Below are 16,880 nucleotides of genomic sequence, written 5' to 3'. Positions count from 1 at the left end.
CCTCGCGCCCCCGCATCCGGGCGCCGGGCGACCTCAAGCGGGCCGGACGCGACCGTCCGGCCTATGTAGACAGTGACAGGTAGAGAGTTACAGGTCAAGTTCGAGGTATGCTGAGGGCATGTCCCTCCGGATCGCCCTCCTCGGCACACTCGCCTTCACCGGCCCCGCCTCCGGCTACGAGCTGGCCAAGCAGTTCGACAGCTCGGTCAACCACATCTGGCAGGCCAAACACAGCCAGATCTATCCAGAGCTCGCGAAGATGGTGAAGACGGGTGCCGTCACCGTCGAGGAGGTCGGCGACGGTCGGGGGCGCAAGATCTACACCGTCACCGACGCGGGCCGGGAAGAGATCACCCGCTGGGCCTGCGACGGCGATCCGCACCGCAACGTGCGCGACGAGACCGCGCTGCGCGGCTTCCTCGTCACCCTCCTGCCGCCGGCCCAGGGAGCAGCCGTGATGCGCGCCGAAGAGAGCAGATTCGCCGCCCGGTTGGCCGAGATGGAAGCGCTCAAGGCGGAAGTGGAGGCCCGTACGACAGCGCAGTCACCGCGCTTCGGCCTCTACGCCATCGACCTGGGTCTGCGCACCCATCAGATGCTTCGGCAGTGGGCGGCCGACACGGCGGAGGATCTCGAAAGGCGTGCCGACGCCTGAGCGATCGATCGCGGGCGGGGCGTCGGCAGGCGGCGGGCCGGGGCCCGGCCGACGAGTGCTTGAGGTCGGCCGCCGACGCCTTGCGGCGTGCGCAATCCACCGGGCTCACCTCGGTCCCGGTCGCCGGCGGTGGTCCCGGTCAGCGGTTGGAGGCCCGACCACTACGCCGTCCGGGCCCCGGTGACCAGCATCCTGCGGGCGGCGCCGTCGTGGTCCTGTCGGCATAGTCGACCGGCTGCGTCCCGGCACCCGCGCGATCGCGGCCTGTCCCTCACCGAGCCGGTCGGCCATCCCCCCGTCCTGCCACAGGCGATGGCTCACGCACCGCGAGGCGCCGGGCTGCCGAGGCCGGTGTCGCCGAGACCCCGCGCCGGATCCCTCCCGCAGGGCGAGTTGGCGGCAGTCGAGGTAGGGGAGGCCGGGGCCGACGTGTGCGGTGGCCGGCGACGACGTGCGACGACGGCTGCGTTCCGGCCGTCGCGCACTTCGGGATCACGGCCGACGCCGTGGTCGTCCACGATCAACTCGCCACCGCTTCCGCCGTCATCCACTCCCCCGCATCACCCGCCGCCCGGTGGCTGAGAACGTCGTCATGGCCGGGGGGAATTCGGCGCCGTCCTGGTCGCCCGGGAGGTGACCGACACCCTTTTCTGCCCATGGAGCACAAGGTGGGCGTGGTGTCGAGCCGCGTCCCCGGGTACGAAAGCTCCACCGCCGTCGGTCTCAACGGCCCCGGCCGAACCGTCACCGCCCGAGGCACCGCCCGCCTCCGCACCCCGGAGCGGGACGACATGACCGAGGGCGGGACGACATGATCGTCATCCCGCCCTCGGCCGCTGCCGCTGCCGCGAGAACAGCGGGCACCCCGTCCTGCTCGACCCGGTCGACAACTCCGGGGCCCTCCCCCACTCAGCCCCGGACGGGGATGGCGGACCTGGCGTCGACGACCCGCCCAGCATCCTCGATCAGCTCCGGCGGTCGTCGTCTCGCGAGCCGCGCAGCCCCCCGGCCGGAGCGGAGGCCGGTCACATACTCGGCTCAGATCACATACTCGGCTCAGACGACCGACAGCACGATCTTGCCGGTGGTACGGCCCTGCTCACCGATCTCGTGCGCCTTCGCCGCCTCGGCCAGCGGTACGACGGTGTCGACCACCGGCTTCAGCGCACCCCGCTCCACCAGGGCGCTGATCTCCCGCAGGCCCGAGTGGTCGGGCTCGACCAGGAGCCACACCACCCGCACCCCGTCCGGGGCCGCGGGGACGTCGTCCGGGCCGGGGAGGGTGATCAGCCGGCCACCGGGCCGCAGAACCCTGAGGGACCGCTCGGCCGTCTCTCCGCCGAGTCCGTCCAGCACCACGTCGATGTCGCTCACGGCGTCCTCGAACCGCACCGCGCGGTAGTCGATCACCTCGTCCGCGCCGAGCCGGCGCACCAGGTCGTGCTTGGCGGCGCTGGCCGTACCGATGACGTACGCGCCACGGGCCTTGGCGATCTGTACGGCGAGATGGCCGACCCCGCCGGCGGCCGCGTGCACCAGCACCCGCTCGCCGGGCCGCAGACCGGCGGTGTCCACGAGGGCCTGCCAGGCGGTGAGTGCGGCGAGCGGCAGGGCCGCCGCCTCCACGTGCGTCAGGGACGCCGGCTTGGGGGCGAGATGCCGGGCCGGTGCCACCACGTACTCGGCGTACGCGCCCGCCTGGCGGGGGAACGACGGCATTCCGAAGACCTCGTCACCGGGGCGGAACAGGCCCACCCCGGGGCCGACGGCCTCGATGGTGCCGGACACGTCCCAACCGACCGCCGGCACCGCGCCCCACTCGATGAGGGCTCCACTGGCACGCGTCTTCCAGTCCACCGGGTTCACCCCGGCCGCGTGCACCCGGACCAGGACCTCGTTCAGCCCCGGTTCCGGGCGCGGGATCTCGCGCTCGACCAGGTTCTCGGGCCCGCCCCACTGCTCCACGACCACCGCACGCATCGTCTTCCTCGCCCTTCGCTGTTCTTCGCTTCGTATGGGTGCGCGCCGGCAGGTCCCCGACGCGACGCAGCCCAGCATCGGTCACCGCGCTCCGCCACGGTGTTGGCCGTACGGCCACTATGTGCCAGGATCTGGCCATGGATGACATGGAGTGGACGGCCACGGAGAGCGAGACCGGCCGGGCGGGTGGCCCCTTGCGGCGGCACCGGATCGCCGTACTTGCCCTGCCCGGGGTCCCGCCGTTCGAGCTGGGTATCCCCTCACGTGTCTTCGGCAGCGTGCAGGACGCCGGGGGCCGTCCGTTGTACGACGTCACCGTCTGCACGGCCGACGGCGCTCCCGTGCCCAGCGACGCGGGCTTCACCGTCCAGCCCGCGGCCGGCCCCGAGGCCCTGGCCACGGCGGACACCGTGATCGTCCCGCCCACGCACGCCATGCCCGAACTGAGCCGTGGCGGACCGCTGCCTCCCGGGATCGCCGCGGCCATCGCCGGCATCCGGCCCGGTACCCGGCTGGTCTCCATCTGCACCGGGTCCTACGTCCTCGCCGCGGCCGGACTGCTCGACGGCCGCCCGGCCACCACGCACTGGAACCTCGCCCCCGAGTTCCGCCGGGTCTACCCCAGGGTCAAGCTCGACGAGGAGGTCCTTTTCGTCGACGACGGCGACGTGCTGACCTCTGCCGGGGTGGCCGCCGGCGTCGACCTGTGTCTGCACATGATCCGCCGTGACCACGGGGCCGCCGCCGCGAACCGGGCCGCCCGCATGTGTGTCGTACCGCCGTGGCGGGACGGCGGGCAGGCCCAGTACATCGACCGCCCGGTGCCCGAACCCACCGTCGCCACCACCACGGCGACCCGCGCCTGGGCACTGGAGCACCTCGGCGAGCCGCTCACCCTCGCCCGGCTCGCCGAGCATGCCCGGATGAGCCTTCGGTCGTTCAGCCGCAGGTTCCGCGACGAGGTCGGCATGACCCCGGTGCAGTGGCTCACCGCACAACGCCTGGAGCTGGCCAAGCAGTTGCTGGAGACGACCGACCTGTCCATCGACCTGGTCGCGCACCGGGCCGGCTTCGGCACGGCGAACTCGCTGCGGGCGCACATGAGAACGGCCTTCGGGGTGGCGCCCGCCTCCTACCGCCGTACCTTCAGCGCGAACGAACCCGTGTCAGCCGGCCGTCATCGGGCCGCTGGGCAGTCCGGGTTCGGGATGCCCGCCGGACCGAGCGCCCGAGTTCCCGCGCGGAGCGCCGACGCGCAGGGGGCGCTCGGAGTCTGACGACCCGGCAGGCAGCGCGCCACCCGCGCCGAGCCGGTGGTGTCCGCCGCGGATTCCGGTCCCGGCGCCCTCCCGGCGATGCCGATGCCCTGAGCGACGCCGAGCGGTGCCCGCCATGTGAGCGGAGGGTGGCACGCCACAGGCCTGCCGCATGTCAGGCGCGCCCACTGCCGACAACGCCAGGGTCCGTACGCCCGCACGATTCCCGGTGATGACACCGACCGCCGCGCAGCGGGAGACTCTCCCCACGGCTCTGCACCGAAGGAGAAGTCCGTGCCGAAAGGACGGTTACGCGGCGCACGCGAGTACGCGCTCATCGTCGGCGTGTTCATCGGCCTCCTGTGCATCGTGTACGGAGGAATCGCGGCTGCCACATGGGCCCTCAGCGAGGTGACCGGTTGCGGCCACCACTGCCCCGCCCATGCCCCCGACACCGGCGGCGGTGGAGGAGGAGGTGGCGGATAGCCGCCGACCGAGCCGCCCCGCACCAGGACTCCGGGACCTCGGGAACCCGATGTTCGAGCCGTGCCTGCTCGGGTGTCGCTCCGGGCGCCGAGAGAGGTCCCGGCGGAGTCAGGGGGGCGGCCAGGAGAGTACTGCGCCGCCGTCGCGGGTGACGGCGTCCCTCAGCCGATGCGGACGCTCGTTTCCGGGGCCAGCCGGTGGTAGCGGGCCGGGGTCCCGGGGCCCCGCTCACCGAGGAAACCCTCGACCATCGCCGTGCCGACGTCGTTGAGGGCGCCGTCATGCACGGCGTAGGCGTCGCGAGGAGCGACCTCGCGCAGATAGTCGATCAGATCGCCGACCGTGGACCAGGGAGCGTGCACCGGCAGCAGCAGCGTGCCGACCGGGGCCCCGGGGACGGTCAGGGCGTCGCCGGGGTGGAAGAGGGCCCCGTCCACCAGGAAGCCCACGTTGGGGATGCGCGGGACATCCGGGTGGATGACCGCGTGCCAGGCCCCGTGAACCGTGATGTCGAAGCCCGCCACGCTGAAGGCGTCGCCGTCCCCGGTGGCGGTGACCCGCGTGCCCAGGCCGTCCAGTCGCTTCGCGACGGAGGAGTCGGTCCAGATACGCAGCCCCGGACGTGCCGCGGCGGCCCGGCGCAGGACCTCCTCCGAGAAGTGGTCGAAGTGCTCGTGCGTCACGAGCACGGCGTCGGCGTCCTCCAGCGCCCTCGGGTCGGTCAGACCGCCCGGGTCGATGACCAGGCGGCACCCGTCCTTCTCAAGCCGCACACACGCATGACCGAACTTGGTGAGCTCCATGGCCGGCACATCCTTCGTCGTTGTTGAATCTAGATTATTGAACCTAGTTGTACAACTTAACTGTACAACTGGGTGTGAGATCAACGGGTTAGAGTGACCCCATGGACGAAGACACGCTGGCCGAGGAGCTGCGGCGGTCACTCGGCGAGCTGGTCCGGGCGGTGCGGGCCGTGGACACCATGCCGCCCGGCGAGGCGGCCATTCTCGGATTCCTCGACCGCGGCGGCCCGTTGACCACGGCAGACCTCGCCCGTCTGCGCGGCGTCACGCATCAGTCGGCCGCCAAGTCGGTCAAGGACCTCGCCGCCGACGGCCTGGTCCGCGGGGAGCAGCACCCCGACGACGCCCGGAAGCTCCTGCTGCACCTCACCGACGCGGGCCGCGCCCGCCTCCAGCGGGAGCGCACCCTGCGCGCGGGCGCCCTCGGCGCCGCCATCCGCGAGACCTTCGACCCCGACGAAAAACGGCGGCTCAGCGACTCCGTCGCCCTGCTGTCCCGCCTGACGGCCCGCCTCACCGGCCACTGACCGCTCGCCGGGCGATCAGCCGACCCTGCCGACCGGGTGCATCAGCGCAGTTGCCGTCTCCTTCCCACGGCAGGAGCCGTCTGCCATGAATTCGGGCACGCCCCCTCGGCTGCCCGCGGCGACCGGGCCGTGCCCACACCCCGCGCGAACACCGTGCACCGCAGGGGCAGCGGCCGACCCTCCGCCCGTCGCGCGGCCATCGGTCGGGCGTACCGTCCGGGACGACGACGGGCTCGCGGAACGCCCGCTGCCGGCCCCGAGGGCGAGGCGCGCGTCCGGCGCGGCACGGACGCGTCGGCGAAGACGACGGGCCTTCGGCGGCACAGATCCGGCGAGGGCGCCGGACCCTCCGGTCAGTGGCCCAGGGGCGTCGGCGGTTGCCGCTGGTCGGCGAGGTGGTCCTCGACGTGGCGGCGGAACGTGTCCGTGGCCGGATGGCCGGGGCGCGCGGGCCACGCCAGGTGGACCGTGACCGGCTCGGCGTCGCGCACCGGCAGATAGCACACGCCGGGATGGGGGTGTTGATGCACGGTCCCTTCGGTGGTGACCCCGACCGCCGCGCCGGTCGCGATCGTCGTCAGCCACTCGTCGACCCCGGGAACGGTCACCGTACGGGGCCGCCGTCCGGCCGGCCACAGCTCGGCGCTGGTCGTCGCGGCGCTCGCGCACAGTGCCACCGTCTCGTCGCCCAGGTCGGCCAGGACCACCTCCGAACGGTTCGTCAGCGGATGCCCGACCGGTACGGCGGCCATCCGCCGCTCACTGGTCAGCGCACGGTGAACGAGGTGCCGATCGTCCGGGTCCGGGCTCAGTCGCAGGAAGGCGAGATCCGCCTCGCCGCGGCGGAGCAGCGCCGCCGGATCGTCGGCCCGGCGGATGTGCACCTGGATCTCGGGGTGCCGCTCGCGCCAGGTCCGCAGCAGCGGCACGGTGTGGCTGCCCAGCGCGGCCCAGGCGAAGACGAGTCGCAGCGGACGCGCCGTCCGCTGCCCGGCGGCATCGGTCAGGGCGTCGTCGAGTTGGCCGAGGATGCGGTGGGCGTTCTCCCACAGCCGTTCGCCGGCCTCGGTCAGGTGCAGGCTGCGCGTCGAACGCTCGACCAGGTGCACGCCAAGGCGCTGTTCCAGCTGGGCGAGGGTCCGGGAGAGGGCGGGCTGGGTGATGTGCAGCGTACGGGCGGCGCCCGTCAGCGTGCCCTCGTCGCCGATGGCCGCAAGGGCCCGCAGATGACGTAGCTCCACATTCATGACCAGCAAGCATAAGCCGTGGGCAGAAGGCATTTCCCCGGCCCACGGCGGCACGCCTAGCGTGGTCGTCATGACCAACTCCCAGCAGAACATCCTCCTGATCGGTGCGGGCGGCACCCTCGGCCGCGCGGTGCGGCAGGCCCTCACCGCCCGCGGGCACCGGATCCGGACGGTCGGCCGTACCTCGGGCGATCTGCGTTACGACATCACCGAACCGGCACAGGTCACCGCCCTCTACGAGGCGGCCGGGCCGCTGGACGCCGTGGTGAGCGCGGCCGGATCGGTGCCGTACAAGCCGCTGGCCGAACTGGGCCCGGACGACTGGCAGGCCGCCTTCACCGGCAAGGTCCTCTCCCAGATCGAACTGGTCCGCCAGGGCATCGCCCATGTCGCCGAGCGCGGCTCCTTCACTCTGATCACCGGCATCCTCGCGCACGAGCCGATCGTGACCGGCGCCGCCGCCTCCCTGGCCAACGGCGCCGTCGAGGCCTTTGTGCGCGCCGCCGCGATCGAGGTCGCCCCGCAGCGGGTGAACGCGGTGTCCCCGAACGTCTTCACCGAGTCCCTCGACACCTACGGCGACTTCTTCCCCGGTATGGGCTCGGTGCCGCTGGAGCGCGTCGCCCAGGCGTACGTGCGGTCCGTGGACGGAGCGCAGACCGGACAGATCTACCGCCTCTGAGCCCGCCGGAAGCCGATCACCTCCCGCTCGCCGCGTCCCGGGAAGCCGCACTTGGGGAGATGCGCCTCTTGGACGGGCGTTGTCCTCCCCCTTGCCGGCCACGTCGACCGCTTCGAGGTGGCCGGCAAGGTCCTTGGACGCGGCGGGGCGGTGGCCGGTGAGGCGGATCTCGATCCCGGCGCGTTCGCCCGCACGGGCGACGATGTCGCCGGTGGAGTCGGGCGTCAGGCCGACCTCCACGACGGTGTGCCGACGCCAGGCAGAGCCGCCCGGATCGGTGAGGCCGGCGACCTCCCCCACCCCTGATCCCTGCGACGCGCGGACCGGACATATCAAGGCGCAGTTTGGTCATGCAGGCATCTCGACCTCCGACACCCGATGGAAGGTTCCATGCCCGTGCCCTCTTCGGCCTGCCCGCGACCGGTGCACCGGCCTTCGGCGATGAGAACGCCTCGCGGCGGGAGTCTTCCCTGCAGCACCAGCCGGTCCAGGCCCGCCCCACCGTAGAGGAGCAGCCCCATGAACACCCCCAGCCCCCTTCACGCCCTTCTCCGCCGCGCCGTAAACGCCGGTGGTGTGCCCGGTGCCGTCGGGCTCGTCGCCCAGGGGGACGAGGTCGAGGTCGTCGCCGTCGGGGAGGTGGACGTGGAGGGCAGTGCGGCGATGCGGCGGGACACGCTGTTCCGGGTGGCCTCCTTGACCAAGCCGGTCACCGCCGCGCTGGTGATGACGCTGGTGGACGAGGGGCGGGTGGGGCTGGAGGAGCCGGTGGACGCGTGGTTGCCGGAGCTGGCGAAGCCCAGGGTGCTGCGGGCGCCGGACGCCGAGGTGGGGGACGTCGTCGGGGCGCGGCGACCGATCACCGTCGAGGATCTGCTCACCAGCCGCGCGGGGTGGGGGTTCCCCGCCGACTTCTCGCTGCCCGGCGCGGCCGAGTTGTTCCGCGTCCTGCCGGGCGGCCTGCACCCCGCGCACATGCCCCCGCTGGACGCGTTGCTGGCCGCCCTCGCCGAGGTCCCTCTGCTCCACCAGCCGGGCGAGGGGTGGCTGTACAACACCTGCTCCGACCTCCAGGGCGCCCTCGTCCAGCGGGTCACCGGCCGGCCCCTGGCCGACGTCATGGCGGAGCGGCTGTTCGAGCCTCTCGGGATGGCGGACACGGCGTTCCACGTGCCGGCGGCGCGGCGGGGCCGGTTCACCAGCATGTACGCCCCGGCCGACGGCGGGCTCACCCTCATCGACTCCCCGGCCGACGGCGAGTGGAGCGCCCCGGCCGCCTTCGCCTCCGGGGCCGGCGGCCTGGTCTCCACCGCCGACGACCTGCTGGCCTTCTTCCGGATGCTGCTCGCGGGCGGCACTGCCACCGAAGGCCGCCGGGTGCTGTCCACGACATCCGTTCGCCGGATGACCACCGACCACACGACCGCCGGTCAGCGCGAGTCCGGGGCGCTCTTCCTCCGGGGCCAGGGCTGGGGGTACGGCGGCCAGGTCGATCGCGACCGCGCCGAGCCGTGGAACGTCCCCGGCCGCTACGGCTGGGTCGGCGGCTCCGGCACCACGGCGCACATGGTCCCCGCCACCGGCACCGTCGCCGTTCTGCTCACCCAGGTGATGCTGACGGGCCCGAGCCCGATGCCGCCGCTCCTGGAGGAGTTCTGGCGGACCGCCGCCCTCACCGGATGACGCCTGCCCAGTTCTTCTACGCCGTCCCGCTCACGTCCACGGCTGATCTGCTGTGGTGCGTTCGACTGGGGGTTTCGTTCGGGTCGGTCGGTCGTTTGGCCGGTTGTGGCGTCGGCTGATACCTGGTGGGCGCGGTTCGGGCCGTTGCTCGCGGACCGCGCGCCGAAGCGGGGTGGCCGCCGGCGAGACCATCGTGAGGCGGTCGACGCGCTCGCCTACAGGTTCCGGACCGGCGCGCAGTGGGTCCGCCTGCCGGAGACGTACGGCGGCCGGCGGGGTGTCCGCGGCCGGCTGCGGATGTGGGCCGTCGATGGTTCCCACCTGATCCATCATTTGATGATCTTTGAAGACGGATTCCAGTCCCCCGGGGCTTCGTCGTGTTCCGGGCGGATCGGCCCGGCGTTGGTGGCAGCGACAACCGGCGGGCCGTGGCTTTGGCGCGCACGACGAGGACGGCCCCGATGAGGCCCCCGTACGTTGTGCCGACCAGGCGCGAACGAAGGGCGGAGCCCCAGATGGCCGAACTGATCCCGGTGGAAAGCACGCGGCCGGCGCCCGGGGTGGGCAGACGCACCCTCGGTGTGCTGCCCCTGGTCGGAATCTTCTTCTTCACGGTGTCCGGAGGCCCCTTCGGGCTCGAAGCCGCACTCTCCAGCGCCGGTCCGGGCATGACCCTGCTGATGATCGTCCTGGTGCCGGTGGTGTTCGGCGTGCCGAACGCGCTGGTGGCAGCGGAGTTGAGTGCCGCCATACCGGTCGACGGCGGCTACTACTACTGGACGAAGATCGCGCTCGGCAGAGGTGCGGCATTCGTGTTCGGGGCCTGGAATTCGATCGGATCGGTGCTGAACCTCGCCCTCTACCCGATCCTGCTGGTCGACTACCTGGCCACCTGGGTCCCGGACATCGCCCGCGGGAAGGGGCTGGTGATCGTGGACCTGTTCCACGGCGGTTTCGTCGTGGACCTGCACTGGATCGTCACCGTCGCCCTCATCGTCCCGATGGCGTACCTGAACTACCGCGGCTCCAAGGCGGTCAGCGAGTACTCGGTCGGGATGATGCTGCTGATCCTCGCACCGTTCGCGGTGCTGACGGTCCTCGGCATCTGGCACGGGATCGGCAACGGGATCAACGTGCTCTCGCCCTTCATGGTGCCGGGGCAGAGCGTCCACTCGTCGGTGGCCGGCGCGCTCAGCGTCATCGTGTGGCTGTATCTCGGCTTCGACGGCCCGAGCACCGTGCTGGGCGAGGTCGCCGACGCGCACCGGACCTATACCCGGGCCCTGGTCATCTCGGTTCCGCTGATCATCACCGCCTACCTGCTCCCCACCATCGCCGCCATCGGCAGCGGGCTGCACCGGGGCGCGCCCGCCGACTGGGTCCAGGGCGACTTCATCGTGGTCGGCGGCGCCCTGGGCGGCATCTGGCTGAAGGTGCTGCTCTCCCTGGGATCGGCGCTCTCCCTGGTGGGGCTGTTCATGGCGATCCTGCTGACGAGCACCCGGGTCCCGCGGGCGCTCGCCGCGGACGCGTACCTGCCGCGCTGGATGGCCCGGGACAGCAGACGGTTCAACACACCGGTGGGTGCGCTGCTGGCGAGCACCACCGTCGTCGTCGTGCTCTCCGCCGTCGACTTCAGCTCGATCCTGCGGGCCACGGTGCTGCTCACCCTGGCCTCGATCCTGCTGGAATTCGTGGCCTTCCTGGTCCTGCGCTGGAGGTATCCGCGGATGCTCCGGCCGGTTCGGGTCCCCGGCGGCTGGCCCGGCGCGGTCCTGGTCGTCCTGCTGCCCACGGCGATGATCGTGTACCTGGCGTGGAGTACGGCGGTCGACGAGGCCGCGATGTTCGGCATGAGTCTCGCGGTGGCGCTGCTGGCCGTGCTGCTTTATCCGCTGTGCCGGCGGTTCGTCAAGGGCGACCGGCCGGACGCGGAGATCGATTCCTCCCGGGTCGAGCTGGGTCCGGACCGGTTCGCGGGATTCGGTTCGCGGAAGGCGGGCGTCTGATGGATGTGGAACGGGTGGTCACCGGGCTCGCGGAGCGGTTGCGGAGCTGGTGGCCGGTGCCGGGAATCGCGATCAGCGTTGTCGACGGGAGCGGGGAGTCCGCGTTCGTCACCGCGGGATTCGCGAACGCGGAGTCCGGTGCGCCGCTCTCCCGCCGTACACGGTTCGAGATCGGTTCCATCAGCAAGACCTTCACCGCCTTCCTGCTCGGCATACTGGCGGACGAGGGGAAGGTGGACCTCGACGCTGCGGTCGCCGACCACCTGCCCTGGTTCGCCCCGAACGGCGGCTCCCGCGCGATCACCGTACGGCACCTCCTGCGGCACACCTCCGGCCTGGTGGCCGGGGCCGACGCGCTGCCCGACGCCGCCGCACGCGGCTACGCGCTGCGCGATGCGAGGACCTGGGCCGAACCGGGTGAGCTGTTCCACTACTCCAACGAGGGCTACAACCTGCTGGGGCTGATCGTCGAGCAGGTGACGGGGGAATCGCTGGCGGACGCCATGGCCGGACGGCTGCTGAGGCCCCTGGGCATGCGCGACTCGGCGGCGCGGATCACTCACGAGGACATCGCCCGTCTCGCCACCGGGTACCGGTTCCTGCGCGACGACCGCCCGCCGCTGCCGTCGGCCCCGCTCGCGCCGGCCGGCTTCTTCGAGTATTCGTCGGCCGACGGGAACGTTCTGGCGACCGCTTCCGACCTGGGGCTGTTCGCCCGCATGCTGCTGGGCCGGGGCACCCTGGACGGCACCAGGATCATCGGGCCGGAGCATTTCCGGCAGATCATCACGGTGCCCGCCGACGCGGTCGATCCCAGTTACGTGCTCGGCGTGGACGTGGAGGTGATCGACGGCCGCACCTGGCTGACGCACGCCGGCGGGATGGTGGGATACCGCTCGTACCTCGCCGTCGACACCGACGGCGGGTACGGAGTCGCCGTACTGACCAACGCACCCGGCGAGTGCCAGATCATCGACCGCTTCGCCCGCCATGTGCTCGCCGTCGTCCAGGGCGCCCCGGCGGACCCGGCGCTGTTCGACCCGGAGCGGATCCCCGACGCCCGGCGCTACGTCGGGATCCACGGAACGGCGCCGCGTCAGATCCGTGTCGAGGCCACGGGGGACGACCGCCTCTCGCTCACCTCGGACGGGGTGACCGGCAGGCTGTACGACGCGGGGGACGGGCGGCTGGTGTGCGATCACCCGGGATGGTCCGCCTACCACCACTCCCTGGACGGACGCTGGCTTTACGGACCCGAGTCACTGGGCGCCGGCCCGTGCGCGCCGGCCTCTCCCCCGCACGCGCTCGTGGGTCACTACCGGAGCTACACCCCCTGGTATCCCGGCTTCAGCATCGTGCAGCGGGCGGGACGGCTGCACATGATCGCCGCGACCGGCGTGGAAGCGCCCTGCGACGAACCGGAACTCGTGCCGCTCGACGACGGGACGTTCCGCGTCGGAGCCGACCCCCGGCTGCCGGAGCGCCTGACGTCCGGCCCCGCCCCGGACGGCGCGGTGCTCTGGGTCGACCTGGACGGGTGCCGCTACACGCGCTCCTTCCGGGATCAGCCGGAGCCCCGGGAAGCGCCCGTCCGCAGTTCATGCACCCGGAGCTGAAGGTGCGCGAGCAGCATGGCGTCGGCATCGGCGAAGTCCAGCCCGGAGACCTCGCGGATACGGCGCAGCCGGTAGCGCATGGTGTTGGGATGGATGTGCAGGGCCTCCGCCGCGGTGTCGGTGGCTCCCGCGGCGGCGAGATAGGCGGCCAGGGTCGCCGCCAGCGGACCGTCCTGGCCCTCTTCCTGGCGCAGCCGGTGCAGCGCGCCGCCGGCGTCCGGCAGGCCGAGCGCCTCGGTCGCGTCGGCGAGGCGCAGCAGCAGCACCGCCAGCGCCATGTCCGCCACGGTGCGCACGGCCGGTCCGCGGACGGCAGGGTGCCGCAGGGCCCGCAACGCGGCGTCCACCCGCGCCCGCACGTCGGGGATCCGGCGCATCGATTCGGCCGGGCCGCCGACGGCGACCACGTACTCACCGGCCAGTGGGGTCCGCGCGAGGAAGTCGCGGGCCAGGGCGACGGCCGACTCCAGCGGCGTGGCGTGTTCCGGAGGCCAGGCGGCCAGTACGTACACCGCTCCGGTGCCCGTCACCAGGACTGAACGAGGGTGTACGGCCGCCAGGAAGTACTCCAGGGTGTCCGCGAACCGGCGCAGCCCGGCGGCGTCCAGCGCGTCGGGGCCCGTGCCCCCGGCCGGCCGCGGGGCCGCGGCCAGGACGCAGACCGGGCCGGAGCCCAGTTGCAGCCGGCTCGCCTCCACCGGGTCGGCCGCCCCGCCGAGCACGGCGGCGGCCAGCTCGCCGCGCTGGCGGCGGGCGTAGCTGGTCTCCGTGCGCAGGCCGACCAGTTGCAGCGCGACCACGGGCGCGAATTCGCGCAGCCGGGCTGTGGCCGCCTCGTCGAGCGGCCCGGTGACGGCGGCCCAGATGTAGCCGAGGACGTCCGAACCGGCCCGGACCGCGATGGCCACCCTTGCCAGCTGATCGGCCCCGGTCGCTTCCATGTAGACCGGTTCGGTGCTGGCATGGAGCCGCTCGAACTCCTGGCGCTCGCGCTGTTCGGCGAGCGTCCGCTGGTGCACGGCCCGCCCCAGGATGGTCTCGATCCGCTCGGAGTCGGTCCGGTCCTGCCCCTGCGACCAGGCGACCAGCGCGGAGGAGCGGTCCTCGATGGTGACCGGGGCGCCGACGGCCTCGTAGACCGCGTTCGCCAGGGCGAACAGCTCCGCGCCGCTGCCGGCCGAGCGCACGCGCGTCCTCGCGTACTCGAGCAGCTGCTCACGGACGGTCGTCGCCACGTGCATCCAGGACGCGTCCGCGTTGACCTCGATGATCGCCGGCCCGTCGTCGGCCGACGGCGGCACCGGGGCCTTCACCGCCAGCACCTCCGCGCCGGCCTGCCGCATGGCCGCGGTCAGCTCGCGCAGCCCGGCCTCCGTGGTCACGCCGACCCCGAGCACCACGCACCCGGGTCCGAGCCGTGCCGGCGCGCCCGGGGCGTGGATGACGATGTCGGTGAGCGGCCCGCCGCTGCCGGTCCCCTCCTGGACCAGGCGCAGCAGCGCCGGCCCGATGTTGTCCACGAGCTGGCGGACGGGCAGGTGCCTCTGAGCGCCGAACTCCCGCATGGTGCACCCCCGGCTCGAAGGACTGTTGAGGGCGTCAAGTCTGGGAGGCCCGTATTGACGTTGTCAACGATGATCCTGAGTGACCGCAGCGGGAGCATGGCGGGAGAACGCGACGGATCAGTGGCACATGGAGCGCGGGTGGCAACGACGCAGACGCACGAAGGCCGGGAACTGCTGGGGCTGTTCCCGCCCGGGACCACCCGGGACGGGAGCGGCGGGCTGGTGATCGGCGGCGTACCGGCGGCAGAACTCGCCGAGTCCTACGGCACTCCCGCGCTGATCCTCGACGAGGCGTCGGTCCGCGCCCGCGCCCGCCGGTACGCCGACGGCCTGGCCGCCCGTTGGCCGAACTCCCGCGCCGTCTTCGCCTCCAAGGCCTTCCCCTGCACCGCCGTCATACGTCTGCTCGCGCGGGAGGGTCTCGGCATCGACGTGGCCGGCGGCGGCGAGCTGACCCTCGCCCTCGCCGCAGGGGCGGACCCGGCCGGCCTGGTCGTCCACGGCAACGCCAAGACCGAGGAGGAGCTGCGCCTCGCCGTCGAGGCCGGCGCCGGGACGATCGTCGTCGACAACTTCGACGACATCGACCGGCTGGAGAAGATCCTCGCCGGCACCGCTGCGGAGCAGGCGGTACTGGTCAGGGTCACCCCCGGCATCCGCCCCGACACCCACGAGGCCGTGTCCACCGGCCAGGACGGCTCCAAGTTCGGTCTGCCCCTGCCGCAGGCCCGGGCGGCGATCGCGCGACTGCGCGGCAGCGACCGGCTGCGGCTGGACGGCGTCCACGTGCACGTCGGGTCGCAGATCCTGGACCTCGCGCCCTTCGCGCGGGCCGTCGAGGCGGTCGCCGGACTCGGCGAGTTCGCCGTCTACGACCTGGGTGGTGGCCTCGGTTCCCGCTACACCTACGCCGACCGGCCGCCCACGGTGGAGGCGTACCTCGACGCCGTCACCGACGTCGCCCGACGTCTGCTGCCCGCCGGCGCCCGCATCCTCATCGAGCCGGGCCGCTCGATGGTCGCCGAGTCCGGCGTCTCGCTGTACCGGGTCGTCTCCGTCAAGCGCGGCGACGGCCACACCTTCGTCGCCGTCGACGGCGGCATGGGCGACAACCTCGAAGTCTCCCTGTACCAGCAGCGCTTCGAGGCCGCCGTCGCCGACCGCCCGACCGGCGACGGCGAGCTGTGCCACCTGGTGGGCCGGCACTGCGAGTCCGGCGACACCCTCAGTGCCGGCGTCCCGCTGGCGGACCCGCGCGTCGGGGACCTGATCGCGGTGCCGGTCACCGGCGCCTACACCTATGCGCTGAGCAACAACTACAACGGCGCGCGCCGCCCGCCGGTGGTCTTCGTCCGCGACGGCGCGCACCGCGCCGTGGTACGCCGCGAGACCTACACCGACCTGACGCGCCGGGACCTTCCGTAGCGACGCGGCCGACGAGCCGGGCCGGTGACGGCCGGGGGTGGGGCCGGTGCCGGTCCAGCACCTGAGCAGGTCCTGAAGCGTATGAGCTTCCGGGCCGAGCCGCCGGAGAGCGCGGGAGGCCGGGGTCGGTGACGAGGGTGTCATGGTGGTGCCGGCCACGCCGTGCGCGGCCTTCGCAGCCGCGACGAGAACCGCGGGCCGACCCGCCGGTCAGGATTGTCCCGCCCGATTACGGACCACTTCGTCCGTGTCCTCGGCGATCGGCACCGTACTCGTCTTCGACAAGGGCTACAGCTCCAAAGCGGTCCGGGCCCGACTCAGGCGGCGGGGCGTCGGCCACACCATCCCCGAGCGGGCCGACCAGATCCGCAACCGGCTCCGACGTGGCAGCCGAGAGGGCGCCCGCCGGCCTGCGACAAGCAGCTCTGCAAGCGGCGCACCGTGGTCGAACGCTGCTTCGACCGCTTGAAAGAGTGGCGACGCATCGCCACCCGCTACGACAGGACCGCCGGGTCCTACCAGGCAGCCGTCACACCTTGGCATCGCTCTTGATATGGGCGTGACATATGAAGTCAGCCTCCTGGAACGGGTGCCCGGTCCCGTACAAGGGCCCGGGCGGGAAGCACGCCCCGCCGCGCCGTTCTCACGGGCGTGCAACATCGGGCCTCTTTCAACACCGTTTCCGGCTCCACCTCCTTTCCGGCGCGGCCCTTCGTTGGTGCACTGGTCGGACCCCGCGCTTCTTCCGCCCCCTCCCTCGGCACGACCTGCCGCTTCGGGCGACGGCGCATCCCCGACGAGGACCCGTGGGGTCCTGCCCCCGGGAGGTCGGAACAGGTGAGTTCGGACAGCGAGTGTTGTCGGTGGCCGCGCGGCGCGGTGGCCCCGGACACCCCACTCGGACAGCGGACGCGGGACGGCCGGCATACGAGCCGCCGACGTGACG

14 protein-coding genes and 1 pseudogene are annotated in these 16,880 nt (G+C 72.6%); 11 read left to right on the top strand and 4 right to left on the bottom strand.

Annotated elements, in window-relative coordinates:
- Positions 1-118: 118 nt before the first annotated feature.
- Positions 119-655, top strand: coding sequence for a PadR family transcriptional regulator (locus tag QHG49_RS33475; protein ID WP_145487677.1), 537 nt, complete (start codon positions 119-121; stop codon positions 653-655).
- 656 nt (positions 656-1,311) lie between these two features.
- Positions 1,312-1,470, top strand: a complete 159-nt coding sequence (locus QHG49_RS33470; RefSeq protein ID WP_301492561.1) for a hypothetical protein — start codon at positions 1,312-1,314, stop codon at positions 1,468-1,470.
- Between the two features lie 241 nt (positions 1,471-1,711).
- Here the strand turns inward: QHG49_RS33470 and QHG49_RS33465 are convergent, their stop codons facing one another.
- Complete coding sequence (locus QHG49_RS33465; RefSeq protein WP_301492559.1) at positions 1,712-2,635, bottom strand: NADP-dependent oxidoreductase; 924 nt, start codon at positions 2,633-2,635, stop codon at positions 1,712-1,714.
- 146 nt (positions 2,636-2,781) lie between these two features.
- On the opposite strand from QHG49_RS33465, the gene QHG49_RS33460 reads away from it, so the two are divergent.
- A complete protein-coding gene (locus QHG49_RS33460) occupies positions 2,782-3,912 on the top strand; it encodes a GlxA family transcriptional regulator (protein WP_301493003.1) in 1,131 nt (376 codons plus the stop codon).
- A 626-nt stretch (positions 3,913-4,538) separates the two neighbouring features.
- Here the strand turns inward: QHG49_RS33460 and QHG49_RS33455 are convergent.
- Positions 4,539-5,180, bottom strand: a complete 642-nt coding sequence (locus tag QHG49_RS33455; RefSeq protein ID WP_301492558.1) for an MBL fold metallo-hydrolase — start codon at positions 5,178-5,180, stop codon at positions 4,539-4,541.
- A gap of 101 nt (positions 5,181-5,281) precedes the next feature.
- Between QHG49_RS33455 and QHG49_RS33450 the strand changes: the two genes are divergently transcribed.
- On the top strand, positions 5,282-5,707 hold the full coding sequence (locus tag QHG49_RS33450) for a MarR family winged helix-turn-helix transcriptional regulator (protein ID WP_159707622.1): 426 nt from the start codon (positions 5,282-5,284) through the stop codon (positions 5,705-5,707).
- Positions 5,708-6,060: 353 nt separating this feature from the next.
- On the opposite strand, the gene QHG49_RS33445 is transcribed toward QHG49_RS33450, so the two are convergent.
- Positions 6,061-6,954, bottom strand: coding sequence for a LysR family transcriptional regulator (locus tag QHG49_RS33445; protein ID WP_301492555.1), 894 nt, complete (start codon positions 6,952-6,954; stop codon positions 6,061-6,063).
- Positions 6,955-7,024: 70 nt separating this feature from the next.
- On the opposite strand from QHG49_RS33445, the gene QHG49_RS33440 reads away from it, so the two are divergent.
- The 5 genes from QHG49_RS33440 (at position 7,025) to QHG49_RS33425 (ending at position 12,944) form a co-directional block, all read left to right on the top strand.
- On the top strand, positions 7,025-7,636 hold the full coding sequence (locus QHG49_RS33440) for a short chain dehydrogenase (RefSeq protein WP_145487684.1): 612 nt from the start codon (positions 7,025-7,027) through the stop codon (positions 7,634-7,636).
- A 519-nt stretch (positions 7,637-8,155) separates the two neighbouring features.
- On the top strand, positions 8,156-9,319 hold the full coding sequence (locus tag QHG49_RS33435; RefSeq protein WP_301492551.1) for a serine hydrolase: 1,164 nt from the start codon (positions 8,156-8,158) through the stop codon (positions 9,317-9,319).
- A gap of 105 nt (positions 9,320-9,424) precedes the next feature.
- A complete protein-coding gene (locus tag QHG49_RS34245) occupies positions 9,425-9,784 on the top strand; it encodes a transposase (RefSeq protein ID WP_370530549.1) in 360 nt (119 codons plus the stop codon).
- Between the two features lie 50 nt (positions 9,785-9,834).
- A complete protein-coding gene (locus tag QHG49_RS33430) occupies positions 9,835-11,328 on the top strand; it encodes an APC family permease (protein WP_159707615.1) in 1,494 nt (497 codons plus the stop codon).
- The gene (locus tag QHG49_RS33425; protein WP_301492550.1) at positions 11,328-12,944 is read left to right on the top strand and encodes a serine hydrolase; all 1,617 of its coding nucleotides are present in this window, start codon (positions 11,328-11,330) and stop codon (positions 12,942-12,944) included. The genes QHG49_RS33430 and QHG49_RS33425 overlap by 1 nt, the downstream gene beginning before the upstream one ends.
- Here QHG49_RS33425 and QHG49_RS33420 read toward each other — a convergent pair.
- Entirely contained in the window at positions 12,893-14,509 is a 1,617-nt protein-coding gene (locus tag QHG49_RS33420; protein ID WP_301492548.1) for a helix-turn-helix domain-containing protein, read from the bottom strand. The genes QHG49_RS33425 and QHG49_RS33420 overlap by 52 nt on opposite strands.
- Positions 14,510-14,647: 138 nt before the next feature.
- Here QHG49_RS33420 and lysA point away from each other — a divergent pair, with 138 nt between their 5' ends.
- Complete coding sequence (gene lysA / locus QHG49_RS33415; RefSeq protein ID WP_301492547.1) at positions 14,648-15,934, top strand: diaminopimelate decarboxylase; 1,287 nt, start codon at positions 14,648-14,650, stop codon at positions 15,932-15,934.
- Positions 15,935-16,369: 435 nt separating this feature from the next.
- Positions 16,370-16,486: pseudogene (locus QHG49_RS33410) on the top strand (IS5/IS1182 family transposase); the annotation flags it as partial.
- Positions 16,487-16,880 lie beyond the last annotated feature (394 nt).

Origin of the sequence: Streptomyces sp. WP-1 (assembly GCF_030450125.1) — a bacterium.
Classification (GTDB): domain Bacteria; phylum Actinomycetota; class Actinomycetes; order Streptomycetales; family Streptomycetaceae; genus Streptomyces; species Streptomyces incarnatus.
The sequence above is the reverse complement of the archived record's forward strand: the minus strand, read 5'-3'. Positions and strand labels throughout refer to the sequence as shown.

Excerpts from the sequence above, each read along its gene's own strand:
- QHG49_RS33430 (WP_159707615.1), top strand. The coding sequence starts at position 9,835 with ATGGCCGAACTGATCCCGGTGGAAAGCACGCGGCCGGCGCCCGGGGTG.
- QHG49_RS33445 (WP_301492555.1), bottom strand. The coding sequence starts at position 6,954 with ATGAATGTGGAGCTACGTCATCTGCGGGCCCTTGCGGCCATCGGCGAC.
- QHG49_RS33455 (WP_301492558.1), bottom strand. The coding sequence starts at position 5,180 with ATGGAGCTCACCAAGTTCGGTCATGCGTGTGTGCGGCTTGAGAAGGAC.
- QHG49_RS33425 (WP_301492550.1), top strand. The coding sequence starts at position 11,328 with ATGGATGTGGAACGGGTGGTCACCGGGCTCGCGGAGCGGTTGCGGAGC.
- QHG49_RS33460 (WP_301493003.1), top strand. The coding sequence starts at position 2,782 with ATGGAGTGGACGGCCACGGAGAGCGAGACCGGCCGGGCGGGTGGCCCC.
- QHG49_RS33450 (WP_159707622.1), top strand. The coding sequence starts at position 5,282 with ATGGACGAAGACACGCTGGCCGAGGAGCTGCGGCGGTCACTCGGCGAG.
- QHG49_RS33465 (WP_301492559.1), bottom strand. The coding sequence starts at position 2,635 with ATGCGTGCGGTGGTCGTGGAGCAGTGGGGCGGGCCCGAGAACCTGGTC.
- QHG49_RS33420 (WP_301492548.1), bottom strand. The coding sequence starts at position 14,509 with ATGCGGGAGTTCGGCGCTCAGAGGCACCTGCCCGTCCGCCAGCTCGTG.
- QHG49_RS33435 (WP_301492551.1), top strand. The coding sequence starts at position 8,156 with ATGAACACCCCCAGCCCCCTTCACGCCCTTCTCCGCCGCGCCGTAAAC.
- QHG49_RS33475 (WP_145487677.1), top strand. The coding sequence starts at position 119 with ATGTCCCTCCGGATCGCCCTCCTCGGCACACTCGCCTTCACCGGCCCC.
- QHG49_RS33440 (WP_145487684.1), top strand. The coding sequence starts at position 7,025 with ATGACCAACTCCCAGCAGAACATCCTCCTGATCGGTGCGGGCGGCACC.
- QHG49_RS33470 (WP_301492561.1), top strand. The coding sequence starts at position 1,312 with ATGGAGCACAAGGTGGGCGTGGTGTCGAGCCGCGTCCCCGGGTACGAA.